This window comes from Stenotrophomonas daejeonensis (assembly GCF_001431505.1).
GTDB classification, from domain to species: domain Bacteria; phylum Pseudomonadota; class Gammaproteobacteria; order Xanthomonadales; family Xanthomonadaceae; genus Stenotrophomonas; species Stenotrophomonas daejeonensis.
Window position 1 is genome coordinate 13,317 of sequence record NZ_LDJP01000045.1, and the last position, 16,647, is coordinate 29,963.

At 61.2% G+C, this 16,647-nt stretch carries 11 protein-coding genes and 3 pseudogenes; 6 read left to right on the top strand and 8 right to left on the bottom strand.

All coding sequences use genetic code 11. From position 1 onward, the window contains the following. The first annotated feature begins 283 nt into the window (after positions 1-283). The 4 genes from ABB34_RS08010 (at position 284) to sul1 (ending at position 2,885) form a co-directional block, all read left to right on the top strand. Positions 284-628 (top strand): low molecular weight protein tyrosine phosphatase family protein, encoded by a 345-nt coding sequence (locus ABB34_RS08010; protein WP_057640797.1) that lies wholly within the window; start codon positions 284-286, stop codon positions 626-628. A gap of 121 nt (positions 629-749) precedes the next feature. Next, positions 750-1,541 carry an ANT(3'')-Ia family aminoglycoside nucleotidyltransferase AadA2 gene (locus ABB34_RS14850; protein WP_001206356.1) on the top strand — a complete coding sequence of 264 codons (792 nt, stop codon included), beginning with the start codon at positions 750-752 and terminating at the stop codon, positions 1,539-1,541. Between the two features lie 163 nt (positions 1,542-1,704). Further along, a complete protein-coding gene (locus ABB34_RS14855) occupies positions 1,705-2,052 on the top strand; it encodes a quaternary ammonium compound efflux SMR transporter QacE delta 1 (RefSeq protein ID WP_000679427.1) in 348 nt (115 codons plus the stop codon). After that, positions 2,046-2,885 (top strand): sulfonamide-resistant dihydropteroate synthase Sul1, encoded by an 840-nt coding sequence (gene sul1 / locus ABB34_RS08015; RefSeq protein WP_000259031.1) that lies wholly within the window; start codon positions 2,046-2,048, stop codon positions 2,883-2,885. The genes ABB34_RS14855 and sul1 overlap by 7 nt, the downstream gene beginning before the upstream one ends. Before the next feature lie 561 nt (positions 2,886-3,446). Here the strand turns inward: sul1 and ABB34_RS08020 are convergent. Beyond that, a pseudogene (locus ABB34_RS08020) lies at positions 3,447-3,803 on the bottom strand (transposase); the annotation flags it as partial. A 5-nt stretch (positions 3,804-3,808) separates the two neighbouring features. Further along, positions 3,809-4,055, bottom strand: a pseudogene (locus ABB34_RS15410) (hypothetical protein); the annotation flags it as partial. A 176-nt stretch (positions 4,056-4,231) separates the two neighbouring features. On the opposite strand from ABB34_RS15410, the gene ABB34_RS15235 reads away from it, so the two are divergent. Together ABB34_RS15235 and ABB34_RS15240 are read left to right on the top strand one after the other, a co-directional pair. After that, positions 4,232-4,732, top strand: coding sequence for a hypothetical protein (locus tag ABB34_RS15235; protein ID WP_152979549.1), 501 nt, complete (start codon positions 4,232-4,234; stop codon positions 4,730-4,732). 133 nt (positions 4,733-4,865) lie between these two features. Continuing rightward, the gene (locus ABB34_RS15240; protein ID WP_152979550.1) at positions 4,866-5,597 is read left to right on the top strand and encodes a hypothetical protein; all 732 of its coding nucleotides are present in this window, start codon (positions 4,866-4,868) and stop codon (positions 5,595-5,597) included. An 81-nt stretch (positions 5,598-5,678) separates the two neighbouring features. On the opposite strand, the pseudogene ABB34_RS14865 reads toward ABB34_RS15240, so the two are convergent. From ABB34_RS14865 to ABB34_RS08050, 6 genes and pseudogenes are all read right to left on the bottom strand, one after another. Continuing rightward, positions 5,679-5,987, bottom strand: a pseudogene (locus ABB34_RS14865) (transposase); the annotation flags it as partial. Positions 5,988-6,014: 27 nt separating this feature from the next. Next, positions 6,015-6,374 carry an integrase core domain-containing protein gene (locus ABB34_RS08030; protein ID WP_338062549.1) on the bottom strand — a complete coding sequence of 120 codons (360 nt, stop codon included), beginning with the start codon at positions 6,372-6,374 and terminating at the stop codon, positions 6,015-6,017. Between the two features lie 6 nt (positions 6,375-6,380). Further along, positions 6,381-7,733 (bottom strand): hypothetical protein, encoded by a 1,353-nt coding sequence (locus tag ABB34_RS08035; protein ID WP_057640800.1) that lies wholly within the window; start codon positions 7,731-7,733, stop codon positions 6,381-6,383. Further along, on the bottom strand, positions 7,730-14,050 hold the full coding sequence (locus ABB34_RS08040) for an AAA domain-containing protein (RefSeq protein WP_057640801.1): 6,321 nt from the start codon (positions 14,048-14,050) through the stop codon (positions 7,730-7,732). Before ABB34_RS08040 ends, ABB34_RS08035 begins: the two co-directional genes overlap by 4 nt. Further along, positions 14,047-14,709 carry a 4Fe-4S cluster-binding domain-containing protein gene (locus ABB34_RS08045; RefSeq protein WP_057640832.1) on the bottom strand — a complete coding sequence of 221 codons (663 nt, stop codon included), beginning with the start codon at positions 14,707-14,709 and terminating at the stop codon, positions 14,047-14,049. Before ABB34_RS08045 ends, ABB34_RS08040 begins: the two co-directional genes overlap by 4 nt. Before the next feature lie 5 nt (positions 14,710-14,714). Next, complete coding sequence (locus ABB34_RS08050) at positions 14,715-16,559, bottom strand: AAA family ATPase (protein ID WP_057640802.1); 1,845 nt, start codon at positions 16,557-16,559, stop codon at positions 14,715-14,717. Positions 16,560-16,647: the final 88 nt, after the last annotated feature.

A 16,647-nucleotide genomic window follows, 5' to 3' on the forward strand; every position in this document is an offset into this window, starting at 1 on the left:
ATCATCCTGAGTCGGCTTCCTGAGGGTTAGCGGTGCGAGTTCTCGGCCGCGCGCCCGGGCAATCCGGCTCCGTCCGCAGAAAGCTCAAGCCCGAGCTGCCGGGCCAGACTTGTTGTACTGTTTGGCCAGGGGTTGGGTCGCGGTGCTGGGCATCGGCGGCCTAACAATGCGTTCAAGCCGAAGCCGCTTCGTTACGCGGTCCAGGCGGCAGGTAAAGCTTGCCACCTGGTCCGCTCCACTACGCGCCTCGGCTTAACTTAGGTGTTAGGCCGCAGGTGATGCTTTGACGCACAACGTGCTCTTTGTCTGTGGCAAGAACCGTCTTCGCAGTCCTACTGCAGAGCAGGTATTCGCGGACTGGCCGGGCGTTGAGACGGCTTCGGCGGGGACGGGGCACGACGCGGACTGCCACGTCTCGGCTGAGCTCATCGGCTGGGCAGATACGGTGCTCGTCATGGAGTCGGCGCACCGGGCCAAGATCGCGGCCAAGTTCCAGCCGCAACTGCGCGGCAAGCGCGTAGTGGTCCTCGGCATTCCGGACCAGTACGAGTACATGGCGCCGGAGCTCGTGCGGCTACTCCAGCAAAAGGTTCCGCGCCACTTGCCGGCTCGCGGGGGCGCAGCTTAGTCTGCGGCCTAACAATGCGTTCAAGCCGACACCGCATCGGGGCGCGAACCACATGGCAGGTACAGCTTGCCATGTGCTTCACGCCCCGCTGCGGCGCGGCTTAACTTAGGCGTTAGACATCATGAGGGAAGCGGTGACCATCGAAATTTCGAACCAACTATCAGAGGTGCTAAGCGTCATTGAGCGCCATCTGGAATCAACGTTGCTGGCCGTGCATTTGTACGGCTCCGCAGTGGATGGCGGCCTGAAGCCATACAGCGATATTGATTTGTTGGTTACTGTGGCCGTAAAGCTTGATGAAACGACGCGGCGAGCATTGCTCAATGACCTTATGGAGGCTTCGGCTTTCCCTGGCGAGAGCGAGACGCTCCGCGCTATAGAAGTCACCCTTGTCGTGCATGACGACATCATCCCGTGGCGTTATCCGGCTAAGCGCGAGCTGCAATTTGGAGAATGGCAGCGCAATGACATTCTTGCGGGTATCTTCGAGCCAGCCATGATCGACATTGATCTAGCTATCCTGCTTACAAAAGCAAGAGAACATAGCGTTGCCTTGGTAGGTCCGGCAGCGGAGGAATTCTTTGACCCGGTTCCTGAACAGGATCTATTCGAGGCGCTGAGGGAAACCTTGAAGCTATGGAACTCGCAGCCCGACTGGGCCGGCGATGAGCGAAATGTAGTGCTTACGTTGTCCCGCATTTGGTACAGCGCAATAACCGGCAAAATCGCGCCGAAGGATGTCGCTGCCGACTGGGCAATAAAACGCCTACCTGCCCAGTATCAGCCCGTCTTACTTGAAGCTAAGCAAGCTTATCTGGGACAAAAAGAAGATCACTTGGCCTCACGCGCAGATCACTTGGAAGAATTTATTCGCTTTGTGAAAGGCGAGATCATCAAGTCAGTTGGTAAATGATGTCTAACAATTCGTTCAAGCCGACCGCGCTACGCGCGGCGGCTTAACTCCGGCGTTAGATGCACTAAGCACATAATTGCTCACAGCCAAACTATCAGGTCAAGTCTGCTTTTATTATTTTTAAGCGTGCATAATAAGCCCTACACAAATTGGGAGATATATCATGAAAGGCTGGCTTTTTCTTGTTATCGCAATAGTTGGCGAAGTAATCGCAACATCCGCATTAAAATCTAGCGAGGGCTTTACTAAGCTTGCCCCTTCCGCCGTTGTCATAATCGGTTATGGCATCGCATTTTATTTTCTTTCTCTGGTTCTGAAATCCATCCCTGTCGGTGTTGCTTATGCAGTCTGGTCGGGACTCGGCGTCGTCATAATTACAGCCATTGCCTGGTTGCTTCATGGGCAAAAGCTTGATGCGTGGGGCTTTGTAGGTATGGGGCTCATAATTGCTGCCTTTTTGCTCGCCCGATCCCCATCGTGGAAGTCGCTGCGGAGGCCGACGCCATGGTGACGGTGTTCGGCATTCTGAATCTCACCGAGGACTCCTTCTTCGATGAGAGCCGGCGGCTAGACCCCGCCGGCGCTGTCACCGCGGCGATCGAAATGCTGCGAGTCGGATCAGACGTCGTGGATGTCGGACCGGCCGCCAGCCATCCGGACGCGAGGCCTGTATCGCCGGCCGATGAGATCAGACGTATTGCGCCGCTCTTAGACGCCCTGTCCGATCAGATGCACCGTGTTTCAATCGACAGCTTCCAACCGGAAACCCAGCGCTATGCGCTCAAGCGCGGCGTGGGCTACCTGAACGATATCCAAGGATTTCCTGACCCTGCGCTCTATCCCGATATTGCTGAGGCGGACTGCAGGCTGGTGGTTATGCACTCAGCGCAGCGGGATGGCATCGCCACCCGCACCGGTCACCTTCGACCCGAAGACGCGCTCGACGAGATTGTGCGGTTCTTCGAGGCGCGGGTTTCCGCCTTGCGACGGAGCGGGGTCGCTGCCGACCGGCTCATCCTCGATCCGGGGATGGGATTTTTCTTGAGCCCCGCACCGGAAACATCGCTGCACGTGCTGTCGAACCTTCAAAAGCTGAAGTCGGCGTTGGGGCTTCCGCTATTGGTCTCGGTGTCGCGGAAATCCTTCTTGGGCGCCACCGTTGGCCTTCCTGTAAAGGATCTGGGTCCAGCGAGCCTTGCGGCGGAACTTCACGCGATCGGCAATGGCGCTGACTACGTCCGCACCCACGCGCCTGGAGATCTGCGAAGCGCAATCACCTTCTCGGAAACCCTCGCGAAATTTCGCAGTCGCGACGCCAGAGACCGAGGGTTAGATCATGCCTAGCATTCACCTTCCGGCCGCCCGCTAGCGGACCCTGGTCAGGTTCCGCGAAGGTGGGCGCAGACATGCTGGGCTCGTCAGGATCAAACTGCACTATGAGGCGGCGGTTCATACCGCGCCAGGGGAGCGAATGGACAGCGAGGAGCCTCCGAACGTTCGGGTCGCCTGCTCGGGTGATATCGACGAGGTTAGCCGTCATGCCAAGCAATTCAGCCAGTTGTTGCAATTCGGGATCGCCGGGGTCTGTGGCATTGATCGGCATGGCAGCGCGCACTAGGTCGGCTCGCACGTATTCGACTTCCAACCCGCCTATGCTGTCCTGGCACCATGTCACTTCGTGGCCGAAACCAATCGGGAACGGATCGTATTCGCCTTCAGTTCGGCCTGATTCTTCGTCCACCCATGCGTCCGAGTTGACTTGCAGCCATACTCGCTTCGGTGCCGTTTCTGTTGTGTGTCCGCTCATCGGTTCCTCCAGCCGCGCAATTACGGCTAACAATTCATTCAAGCCGACACCGCTTCGCGGCGCGGCTTAATTCAGCAACTTTCTTGAGAAGCCGTCGCTCAGGCTGCGGCTAGTCTCTCCGCACACAGCTCATCGCGTCGCCTGGCATTGACGATTCCCAGCAGCTTGCGCATGCAGGCAACCAGCGCGACCTTGCCCAGTTTCCCGCGCTCGCGCAGCTGCTGGTAGTGCGCCTTCATCAACGGGTCCCAACGCACCGCTGACAGCGTGGCCATATAGAGCGCCACCCGGACCGGTGACCGACCTCCCCGGATGCGACGGTGGCCAGAGCCTTGGCCGCTATCCCGATTCATGGGAGCCACACCGACCAGCTTGGCAATCTGGCGGCGGTCGAGATGACCCAGCTCGGGTAGCAGCGCCAATACCGTCGCTTGGAACACCGGACCGAGCCCCTTGCTGGAACGCACAGGCGCGCCCAGTGATGGGCGCCACTGCAGGCCGCCGAAGGTTCTACTTTTGAAATGTCTGCTTGACGGGGAAGCTTACGCCTCCATCGCCACCACCGTGCCTTCCGGAACACGGGGTAGCCACTGGATGAAGGCCTCCCGGCGAAGATCCCGCCGTTCTTGAATACGCCCTGCCGCGTCGACCGAACACACCGAAAACACCTGTTTTGCCAGGTCCACACCAATGGTTATAGTGCGCATGGGAAACTCCTCGTCCAGACATACCGATGGTGAGAGCCATCATGGTCCTCCAAGACCGAGCGGTTATCCGCAGGGATGGGGAGTTTCCTTTTTACTCATTCAAGCCGACGCCGCTTCGCGGCGCGGCTTAATTCAAGTGTTAGGCCGCGTCCCGCATCCTTCAGGGGGAGTTGGAAATGCAAGAAAAAAATAACAAAAAGGACAGTTTTGGCGAGCGAGCTTCTGGAGCGATTCTTAAAGGACTGGGATCGCTTTTGGCGCTGATAATCGCGTTCGGAGTTGTTGGAGCCTTGAATCGCGGCAAAAAGCCTGCGAAGGCTGCGACTGCGGTTAGCTTCCCCGATAAGGTCGTAATTGAGGGTCTGCCGCGTTTAGCTAAGCAGATCAATGAGGGTTTGCCCATGATGGTGGATGAACAAACAAGAGCTGATAGCGTGGTAGCTGGACCAAAAAAGAAGCTTACGTACAACATGACGTTTGTCTCGATGAAACCGAGTGACATATCAGCAGACCAACTTAGAGAACTTCTTGAGCCCAAACTGCGCAAAGAAATATGCACCTCCGATAAAGTCTCTGGCCTGAGATCAGATGGCGTGGTCTGGGGTTACAAGTACCACGACAACCAAGGCAATGTAATTGCGGAGATCGTGATTTATCCAGACGACTGCAAGTCTTGACGGCGCGCGATGGCGCGGCCTAACAAGTCATTCAAGCCGACGCCGCTTCGCGGCGCGGCTTAATCAAGCGTTAGCTGCTTCTGGCTACTGAACCAGGGTTGAGCCGCGTCATTGTCATTCCACAGGGGGGGATGTGAAAACTTTAAAAAACATTGCCGTAGCAATCGCTATATTCATCGCGATCAAAGTTATTTTCTCGATTTCCGGACATATGGCCGTAGATTCCGTCAAGAATCCACGCAAAGCTTCAAATAACGCGGCCCCCTTGATTGAGGCGACAAATCAACAGCCAGAGCCTACGGAAGGGTTCGAGCGCCTCACGCTAAGTGGCGGCTTGCAAGTTGATGTTCCACTGCAATGGGAGCCGTTGCCAGAGGAGCTCACAACCGCGATTCGAACAACAGCCAATGCCCTCATGTCAAACGAGGGCGTAGATACTGGATCTGACGGCTCACGGCTCCTTGTTGCTTACACTTCTCGCCCCACGACGACTTACGCGGCCGTTCGGGTTAAAGAGATTGTGCCCGCATCAGTATCGCCTGCCGAGTTGCTCGCGGCTAGTGACGCGGAGGTGGCTGCAGTTGCGCAAGAACTAGTCCAGATCATGTCAGGGCCTATGGCCAAACAGAACCAAGACATGCAGCCCGGCGCTACGACAACTCGTGAGTTGATATCTGGCCATCCAGCACTTGTTTTCCGTTATCGACGTTTGGGTGGAGAGGGCGGTCCGGTTGCAGTGGAGCAAATTAAGATTATGACTCCCAACCGAGAAATCTTAGTCACGCTGTCTTATCGAGAGGCGGAAGGCGTACTATGGAAGCCAGTAGTCGAGAATATTCGTCGATCAATTAAAATCCCTGCGTGAAGAGCGCAGCTAACAATTCATTCAAGCCGACGCCGCTTCGCGGCGCGGCTTAATTCAGCAACTGTATTGAGAAACCGTCGCTCAGGCTGCGGTTAGTCTCTCCTCACGCAGCTCATCGCGTCGCCTGGCATTGACGATTCCCAGCAGCTTGCGCATGTAGGCAACCAGCGCGACCTTGCCCAGTTTCCCGCGCTCGCGCAGCTGCTGGTATTGCGCCTTCATCAACGGGTCCCAACGCACCGCTGACAGCGTGGCCATATAGAGCGCCACCCGGACCGGTGACCGACCTCCCCGGATGCGACGGTGGCGAGAGCCTTGGCCGCTATCCCGATTCATGGGAGCCACACCGACCAGCTTGGCAATCTGGCGGCGGTCGAGATGGCCAAGTTTGTAATGACCCATCGATTCCTGCTCAGGTCATGCGGTTAATGTAGCGGCGTAGGCCGCGTCCGGGGTCATCATCTTCAACGCCTGATGCGGGCGCCGTTGGTTGTAGAAGGCGATCCAGTCACCGATCACACGCAGGGCGTGCACTTGGCTCTCGAAGCGATGCCGGTGCACGCACTGCTCCTTCAGTGTTCGGATCACACGCTCCACCATTCCGTTCTGCTGTGGGCAGTGCGGGGTGATGAACTCCTGCTTTAAACCGTAGCTGATGCGGACTACCGAACCAAGAAAAATGGCACTGCCTCGGGCGAGAAAATCGTGGGTACCTCTGGACGCTGACCACCGTCCCGCGTAGGTGTGGCAGCATGGGGTATTGAAATCTTGCTTCAGGCCTTATCAGATGTCGATTGTCCGGTGCCACCCCGTGCTCTCACTCGCATAGTCGCCCTCAAGCTCAATCAACTTCAAGGGCACTGCTCCCACACCTAATGCTTTCTCAATGGTCAGTTCGCTGCCTTGCTCTGAAAGCAAGTCTCTGAGGCGGGCGAATTCGCCGCACCAGACGCTCTCGATGTCCCGGTCCCGGCCGGGGTCATTGGCCCTGGACAGCGAGACGGCGCGTACCTGCAGGCGTCCGCTTTCCGAGCGGCCGCCAAGCTCGACGCCATAGCCCGGGGTCGCTGCCTTGCGCAGGACGACACTGCCGGCATCGGCCCAGGCCGTCTCCATGCCTTCGCGGACTTCGTAGCCCAGGCTGGCCAGGCCTTCGAGCATGGCCCGTCGCCTGATACCTGCTGCCTGCTTTCCATTTTCATCGGCGATGGCTTCGCTGCATTGCGTTGATAGCGCGATGGTCTGTTGGATATCCGGCGCTTGTTGGGCCAGGCAATCCGCGATCTGGATCAGTAGCGGTGAGTTGGCTTGTCCAGGCATTGCCTCCAGCTCGGATGCTAGGTTTCGCAGTGCGAGACGATGTTCACCCAGATCCTTGTGAAATACGGATGCTGCCGCCAGGTCCAGTACCAGGCTATCGAGCAGCAGTCCGCGTCGTGCTTGTTGCACGTCCTCTTCGATGGCTGCCAAGCGGTGCTGGAAGGGCTCGGCTACCGCGGCACCGTACAGCGTCTGCAGGCGTGCCAGATAGCCGTCGATGCGTTCCAGGCGTGGTTCGCGAACGGTGTGATCCTCCGCGATCCACTTGTTTGGGTGATCAGTCTGCAAGGCGCGGGCGAGATCGCGTTGCGCGTCGGTTACCGTTTCGGTATCGGCTCGATTGGCGCTGCTAAGGCGCCCAAAGCCCTGGGCCAGGATCGCTGCTGGGTCGGCGACCGATCGGCCGGCAACAATCAACTCCAAGGCTTGCACCAACGCCACGTCGGCCTCCGTCGCACCGTCAGGCAGTGCCTTCAGCAAGGTCGCGGCGTTGGCCCTCAGGTTGCGCTGGGTCGTGCGCAGTTCGGCCGCTTTTGTCACCGCCGCTTCCTGACGTTGCATCAGATCGGCTTCAATAAAGTTTATTTCCAGCGGTACCTGCTTCTGCAGCAGCCACAACTCATCCTGTACCAACATCTGCTGCAGCTGCACCCGCCGCTCGCGCGTAGCGTTCAGTATCGCCTCGTCCTCCTGTCCAAGCCGGAGCGATTCTTTGTGCCAGTTGGCGATAGCACGATCCAGTCGGCTCAGGAGCGCTTCGCAGATCGCCAGGACCTCTTCGCGGGTAGTGAGCCGGACGACTTTAGGACCACTCATGGCTGTTCCTTGGTGAGCTCGGCTTCCGGCTTCTGCACAACGGCTTGGCTGCCATCAGTAAGCGCGACGGCTATTGCCTGGCGCAAGCGCAGGCGTTCGTTGTCGCCATCCCCATACCAGCCCAATGACGACACCCGATGGATATGCGGTACCGACCGCTGCAGCACCTTGCGGCGCCAGATCTCGCGCGCCCGGGCACGGCGCAGCAGCGGGTGCCGCGGGCTGTCGCATTCAATGCCGATGGCGTACAGCTGGGTAACCGGATCTTCAATCGCCAGGTCCAGGCCGAAGGTGTCGCCTTCGTCGGCCGCTACCGGCTCCCACCCCAACGAACGGATGTAGGCGGCGACCGCATTGGTGAAGCCGTCGCCTTGGCGGCGGTGCTCCGCGCGAACTTGGCCGCGGTCGGTGAGCAGCCGTCCCAGCAATGCACGGCTGCCACTGAACTCTCCCGCAGACAGGGCGCGCGCGTACTCTAGATAGCCTTGCAGATAGTCGCGGGGGCTGGTCGGCGGACGCTGGGTAGTGAGCATGTCGGAGATGTCGGCAATCGGCATGGAGGTGATCATCACCACTTTTTCGCGGGCTCGGGTGACCGCCACGTTCAACCGCCGCTCGCCACCGGTTTGGCCCAATACGCCGAAATTGCGACGGAAGGTGCCCTGGCCATTGCGCCCGAACGTGGAAGAAAACACGATGATGTCGCGCTCGTCACCCTGTACGTTCTCGACGTTTTTGACGAACACCGCCATATCCTCGCCGCCATCCCGGCGCTCACGTTCCTCGGCGAAGGCCATGCGGAAACCATCGTCCAGCGTTGCGCGCTCTTCCATCCGCTCTTCGATCAGGTCGGCTTGCTTGCGGTTGAAGGTCACCACGCCGACGGATGGGCGCTGTTCCACCGGCGCGCGCCAAAGCTCGGCGAGATAGTCGACCACGCGCTCGGCTTCCTGCGGGTTGGTTTGTTCCTGGTAGAGTCCATCGACACGAATCAGCTCCAATGGACGCGCCTGCAGAATCCTCGCAGCCGGGTGTCGCACCGGCACGCTGAGCCGATTGCCGTAGAACGATGCATTGGAGTAACCGATCAGTTCGCGATAGGCGGAACGGTAGTGGATCTGCAGGGTGGTGGTTGGCAGCACGCTGCGCGCCAGCTGCAACAGGTCCGGGCAGTCCTTGATCTCGCGCCGGTTCCAGGTGTCCTCGAACTGCTCCTGCTCTTCCGGCTCGGCGTCCTCCGTGGGCGTCTCGCCATCGAACAGTTCAGCTTCATCGCTCTCGATGCGACTGGAGAAGAAGGCCGTCGGCGGCATCTGTTTCTCATCGCCGCTGACGATCATCACCCGTCCACGGAACAGCGTGGGCAAGGCGTATTCGACCGGCATCTGCGAGGCTTCGTCGTAGATCACCGTATCAAACAAGCCGGCACGAAGCGGCAGTACGCGGCTGGCGACGTCCGGGTTCATCAGCCATACCGGACGAAGGTGCATCAGGCCCAAGCCCGCGCCCAGTTCGATGAACTCGCGCAGACGGCGGGAACGGCGACCTGTCAGTCGGGTTACGTCTTCCCATTGCTTGCGGGTGCCTAGCAGTTGGCTGTCGATGGCAGTACCGAGCATCTCACGGTTGAGTTGACGCATCTGTGCATCCGCCTGCGCCAGCGCGTCCACCTTGCCCGCTGCTTCGGTCTGGTCCAGCAGCAATGCTGGCTGTGTGCGTTCGATGCGCTGCTTCCATCCCAGTCGCGCTTCGCGATTGATCAGGTGGCGGACGCTGAGGTCCAGCCGCTCATCGGCGATGCCCTTGAGCTCAGTGACGCGTTCACGCAACAGGGCAAAGAAGGCCAGCTGCGCAGGCGACAGCTGCTCGGCGCGCACGCGGAACTGCTGATATGCGGCCAGCGTTGGCAAGGCCTGCGTCAGCTCGTCGAGCGTGGCATGGTTGTCATGGCCTTGCTCGATTGCGCCGCGCAGCTGTGCGACCCAGTCGGCATTGGCCCAGTCGGCCAGTCGCTGCAGACGCTCAAGGCTGCGTTCGCGGGCTGATTGCTGCGCCAGCGCGGCTTCGGTTTCCGTCAGCATGGCCAGCAGCGCTTGGCGGGTCCCCGAGCGCACCGCCGCTTCCAGTGCCGCAGTCCGTGGCGCCGTAGCGATGGATGCGGCGAGCGTTTGCGCGGCGCGGAGTTTGTCGGTGGTATCGGCGACCTGCGCCGAAAGAAGAGGGCCGCTTGCTACATCGGGGAGCGGAAGTTCCAGCAGCAGCTGCGCAGCAGAGAACGCCGCGCGCAACGGCCGCCAGTACTGTTCGAGTTTCGCTGCAGCAAGCAAGCAGCCGAGCTGCGCCGTGCCTGTTTTCGTCTCGCCATGATTGGCGAGGAAGGCCGATACGCGACGGCGCCGTAGGTAGTTCAAAGGGCTGATGCGCGCAAGCCAGGAGGTCGCATTCAACAACGCGCCAGCCTGACTGGCCAGACGATCCAGGGTTGGCGAGGGCAGGGCAGCCAATGCGGGTGAGAGGAGCGGGGAATGGCTTTGCAATGCAGCGTTGCGCAGGTCGCGCTGGATCTGGTCCAGCGAGGCGAGCGTGCGTACGCCGATGCCAGTGTCACCGGTTGCAGATGCACGGAACAGCGGCAGCCAGCTAGCCAGGCGTTGTCGCTGGCCTTCGTCCAGTTCGAGCAGGGTGCGCGCCGGCCCCTGCAGCCACTCGCGATAGGGCGTCGGCTCGGCAACCTCGAAACCCGCCGGATGCGATTGCAGTATCTCGATCCTGGCGGTCTCGGCTTCGACAAATTGCCGGAAGTCGTGCTGGAAGGCCTGCAAGGTGGAGGCATCAGACGTAAAGACCTGCAGACGTGCGAGCGGACTTGCTTCGTAATTGGAGGGAAGCCACAGCCGAGCCAGCGGCGCGCAGGCCTCTTCCAGCTGCGCGAGCTCGGTCATATCGATATCACCCAAGCGCTGGCGTAGTGCCGGAAACGCCAGCGTTGCCCCATCCTGTTCCAGTTCAATCAGCTCGCCCAGTAACTGGCGATAGCTCAGCCCGGTGCGTTCATCAACCTCATGCAGATTGGCGTGGAAGCGGTCCAGCTCGCCCTCCAGCGATTCGATACGGGCGGCAAGCCGCTCGCGTTGCGCCTGCCAGCTGCGTGAGGTCGGACCGTCAGTGGCAAACAGCGTTTCCAGTTGTTCGCGCACACCGCGGATCACCCGTTCGCGATCGCGATTGACGTCATCAAGCATCACCACGCGATTGCCGAGCCCCTCGGCCACCAGCCGTTTGTGCACGACTTCCAGTGCAGCGTGCTTCTGGCAGACGATCAGCAGACTTTTCTGTCGACCGATGGCATCGGCCACTATGTTGACGATGGTCTGGCTCTTGCCGGTACCGGGCGGGCCTTCGACCAACAGGCCCGGTGTCTGCCGTGCCTGCAAGACGGCGTCCTCCTGCGAGGGATCACTGGAGGCGGTGAAGAAACGATCCAGTTCGGCCGGTGCCGCGTCCGGGGCTTCCGCCGAGGCGGTGCCCAGGCGCAGCGCGGTTTCCAGACCGGTGCCGCTGGGCGACAAGGCTTTGAGCTGACGCAGATCCTCACCCAGTGCCTGGCCCATGAAGGTGACGTGGAACAGCACCGCCGCACAGGCCAGCTCGACCTCATGCACAGGGATTTCGGTGGAGGCCGGGGGAAGCGCCTCAAGCACCCGCGCACGCGGGCTGGCCAGCACACCGAACGCATCCATCACGTCGGCGGCCTTCAGCGAAGAACGACCCAATACTTCATCCGCCGTCCTGCGCCAGGCTTTGCAGGCTTCAGCTCCCACCAGGGCTTCCAGGGCCGGATTCAGCCGGACTTCCTCGCGCTCACTATCGAAGGCCAGCGCAATCCGCCCACGGTTGCCCAGTTCCATCTGCAGCTTCACTGGCCACAGCAGCAGGGGCGCAATGCGGGTGCGGGTGTTCTGTGAGTCGCGGATCAGCAGGAAGGGAAAGCCAAGGTGCAGGCCGTCGATGCCGGTGTCACGCTTGTACAGCGAGCTCTGCCGTTGAAGGCTGTTCAAACGGGCCAGCAACGGCTGGCTGGCCGCCAGCGCTACCGGGTCCAAGTCCACGGCGCGGGCTTGCCGTTGCAGCAGCGCATCAAGCAGTGCAGCGGCAGGACGACGGGTGGTATCGAGCTCGTGCAGATCGATGCGCGCGGTGGTCTTGCCGATGATCATGCGTACCAATGGGCCGCGCATCACGCTGGTCGTCACCTTCTTCTCGAAGAAGTCGAGGATCTGGGTGATGTATTGCTGCTTCTGTGGTTCCAGCCAGTTCTCTGCCGGCACCGCCAGCAACACCAGGGCGTTGGCCAGCGGCATGCGCCGCTCCAGCCGGAACTGATCAGCCCAGGCATCGGGTTGGCGAAGACCGCAGCGGGCGAAGCCGACGATGCGCTCATCCACGCGCAGGAACAGCTCCCGCCGTTCAAGCGCCAACAGCGTGCGTGCAACTGCAGGATCGAACTGCAGCACACCGGCCTCGAACGCCAGCAGCTTGGCCTGGTCAATGATGGCGTCCACTGAACGGAACTGATGGATGCCCGCGCCAAGCAGGACGATCAGGTCTTCCTCGCCGATCAGCCGGCGTTCGCTCAGCGAGCGGATGCCTGCGTGCTCGCTATCGGGCAACAGCTGTTGGCGCTCCTGCCACTGCGCTGCCAAGCGGACCCGCGAGGTTGACAGCAGATAGATGCGCAGCTGTGCCTCGTCCAGCTCGATACCTTGATGGCGGGCGCGCTGGCGCACCTGATCGGCGCGTATCTTCAATCGCCATAGCCAGCTTTCACTGCCCAGGGCTTCCAGCAGATCCGGTACCGGACCGGTAATCAGCCGGTAGCCTTCCAGCGGATGTTCGAGCAGCCAGCCGGGGGTAACGATCTGTCCCCGATGGATCAGCGGCATGTCCGGGTTGAGGATCTTCAGCGCAAGCAGAAGACGGAAGTCGTCTTCAAGTTCGACATGCTGTGCGGCATTGCGCAGGCCCGCGATTGACTTGGGCGGAAGACCGACCTGCTCGGCCCAGGTCACGATCACACCGCGCAACAGATGGTCCAGTGCCTGCGCCCAGTGCTGCTCTTCTGCGGCGCTCAGTGCGAAGAGCGCCGGTTTGTGAAAACGTCGTTCGCCCAGCGTGATCGTCGCGCCGCTGGCGGCGTCCTGTTCGGCCTGCGCGCCAGCAGGCGCGGTGACCGGCTCGCCATCCAGCCAGGCACGTACTTCGGGCCACTGCCAGCGCTGGTTGCGATCACGTGCCAGCAGCCCGCGCAGCAGCAGGTTCAACTGCGGGTCCAGCGCATCCGGTAGCAGCGCACCGTTTGCCAGTACGTGGATGAGGTAAGCATTCGGGTTGACCCCGTCAAAGCAGGCGCCTTGGGTCAGCTGTTCCAGCAGGATCATGCCCAGGCTCCACCAATCGGAGGCCGCAGCGACACCGCCGGCGATGGCCTCCGGCGCCATGTAGCGGCTGATCTCCAGCGGCGACACGATATCGAGGTCGAACTCGGACAGACGCGCCGAGCCGAAGCCGCTGATCACCAGGTCCAGCGGCTCACGGCTGCGCACCAGCAGTGTGGACGGGCGCAGGTCGCGGTGGCGCAACCCGACTTCGCTGAACGCGTGCAGCGCCTGGCCCAATTCGCGCACCACATGCCGCACGGCATCGAGGTCGTGGATGACGATGCCCAACGAGGCGAGGGTGCCGCCGGTGAGTTCTTCGGCGACTTCGTAGGCGCGATCGTTCCAACGACCAGTCGCGATGATGTCCGGCACATGCTCGCGGGGCAGCCGGCGCAGCACGCAATAGACCGCCGGGTCCGGCTCGGCACCGGCGCGATACAAGGTAAGGACCGCTTGCCTGCCGTCGTCGTGCTCGGCGAGGTAGCGTTCGCGCACACCGTCGGTGCGGCTGATCTCGCGAAGCAGACGCCAGCCGTCAATGCGTGTCTCGGCAGCATCATCAGCTACCGTGCTGCCTGCGTCTTCACTTTGAGGTGTCGGCGGCTGCGATGCGGCGGGCTCACCGCCACACTCCAGGCACATCAGATCGCCGGCCTGCAGCGGGTGGCCGTTAACGCAGTGTAATGCCGGCGCATCGGCTTCGGCACTGGCCGGAGTGAGGGGAGCGTCGTGGGTAATGACAGGTTGCGGTCGCCAGCCAGCGGCACGGATGGGCTCGCTGGAGAGATCCCAGCTGCAGGCTTGTCCCCCAACTACCCCTTCGCAGAAGAGCTCAAGGAGGTCACGTTCGGTGTGGCAATTGGGGCAGAAGCGCATCATTTGCGGAGGATCTCGTAAGGGCCGCGCAATGCGGTATCAGCGCTGACCTGCAGCTGGTGGCCCTGCTCGCGCAGCAATGCGCGCAGGCGCAGTAGATCGTCGCGGCGTGGGATGCCGGCCATCCACACGCTGCCGTCTTCGTCGAGCATCAGGTCCAGCGCTTTGTCTTCAGGGCGCAGTGGTCGCTCGAAGCCTGAGAAGCGCGCGCGGCCAACCGTTGTAAGCAGATGCAGACGCTGGTTGTCGCTGCCGCGTAGGGCGACGGATTGCGGCAGCGCCTGCTCGTAGGGATCGGAGATCAATGCATCGATCAGCCCTTCGGCAACGGCAAGAACCGGTGCAAGGTACTCCAGCGGATAACCGCTATAGACCAGGATGTCGTGCTGCCCGAGCTGACGCAGCGCCCGCAGCAATTCGAGCAGTGCCTCGGGCTGGTCGAACGGTTCACCGCCTGAAATGGTGATGCCATCTGCTTCCGTCAACCAAGGCTGGATCTGCGTGAGCAAGCTCGCGATGGTCGCGAGGTGGCGACCTGCTCCCCAGGTATCGGCGGAGATACAGCCTGGGCAGCGGATGCTGCAACCCTGGAACCAGATGCCAAGGCGCCGCCCTGGCCCCAAGGTGGTCACCGGGAAGTGCACGCGTGACAAGTCAAGCACTGTGCTCAACGCGGCACCAGTTGCAGTCCCGCGCTCGATAGATCTTCCACTTCAAAGCGCTGGCCCGGCTGCGCGTCCTGGTCGAACAACGCACGCGCCAGCGGATTGATGAAGTGGGCTTCGAGCTGATTGCGGATACCGCGGCCACCATTGGACAGATCGCTCAGGCACAAGCTGCGCAGCGCAGCACGCGCGGGTTCGGCCAGTTCCACCTGCAGCGACTGCTCGCCCAGGTCGGCAAGCGTGGCATCCACCATTTGCGCGAAAATCTGTGCGGCCACATCCTCGCGGATGAAGTCGAAGACAATGATGTTCTCGCCGATGCGGTTGAGGATCTCCGGCCGATTCAGCACCAGCTTGAAATGGCGTTCGATCTCGCTCTCCACCTTGCGCTGCACAGTATCGAACGCATCAGTGGGCATGACGTTGGCAACGCGCTCGCCGTTTTCGTCCTGGCGATAGATGCCCAGGTTCGATGTGAATACGATCAGCGCCTCGGAGAAGTAGACTCGGTCACCGCGGCCCGAGGTCAGGACGCCGTCGTCCAGGATCTGGAGGAACTTGTCGAGGATCCGCGGGTGGGCTTTCTCGATTTCGTCGAATAGCACCACGCTGAAGGGCTTTTCGCGGATGGCATTGGTGAGTTCGCCGCCAACGTCGTAGCCAACGTAGCCTGGAGGGGCACCGATCAATCGCTGATCGGAATGTTCGGCACTGAATTCGGACATGTCGAAACGGATATAGGCGTTGTCATCGCCAAACAGCAGGCTGGTGACGGTTTTCGCTAACTCGGTCTTGCCGACACCGGTCGGGCCGGCAAGGAAGGCCACGCCGCGCGGGCGGTTGCCCTTGCGGCTGGCACCGACGCCGGTCATGGCGCGTTTGACGATGTCCAGCATGTGCGTAACCGCATGGGTCTGGCCCTTGACCCTGCGGCTGATGAAGTCGTCAGCCTCGCGGATCCGGCGACGGTCAATCTTCAGCCAGGGATCCTCGGTCACGCCGACCTTGTAACGACGCACTGCATCGGAAATGCGCGCCATGGGCACCCCTTCGACACGCGCCAACTGGGCGATCGCGTTGAGGTCCAGCAACAGCAACCCCTCGGTGCTTTCGATGAAGGCATCGGCGGCCATCTGCAGCGCTTCCGCGCTGGCCTCACGGCCACCGTCCAGGCCGCGCAGCAGGCTTGAGGCAATCGCCCGACGCGCGGGCAGGTCGGGTTTGGATACCGGGATATGCCGCAGCCGGGGGTTGTCGACCAGCAGCCAGTCCGGCAGGTCACCTTCCTTGTGGACGACCCAAATCACAGTATTGAAGAAGGGTTTGCGGGCCTCGCCGGCGGGCCGCGCCCGGGCGCTGTGGGAAAGCACCAACGCGCGAGTGAAAAGCTGGTGTTCGGCTGGGGCCAAGCTATCGTTGCGCACGACCAACCGGGAGGCGAAATCGACGATCAGCGCGATGGGCTCGCCGTTGCGGTCAACAATTCGTGGCAGAGTCGTGCTCAGCAGGTCGGGGCCGGCGGCCGCTACACCTTCTACCGGGGTCATCCCCAGTTCGCGGAGCAAGGCGTCCCCTGCGTCAGGGGCACCGGCGTCATCGCTACCGGGGCGGCCAAGCACCCTGAACCCCGTCAATGGGTCCCATCCGACAACCTGGCTGAAGCCGGCTTCCAGCATCGCGTCGCGCAGGTTCACACTGAAGGTCTGCGGCGTCAGTACGCCCGGCGAAACCTCGCTGACCTGCAGATCGCCGACGTTTCCGGAGAGAACGAACTGGCTCTTCAGTGGCAGGAACCGGACAAGATCCCGAAGCCAGCGCGGCTTTTGAAAGGCAGCTGAAGATGACATGTACGAAACCCTTCCCTAGGCGATTTGTCCATAGGATAGCTGTATCGGGAATTGGCTCCCAAACATCTGCCGTTGGCTGGGAGTCCGG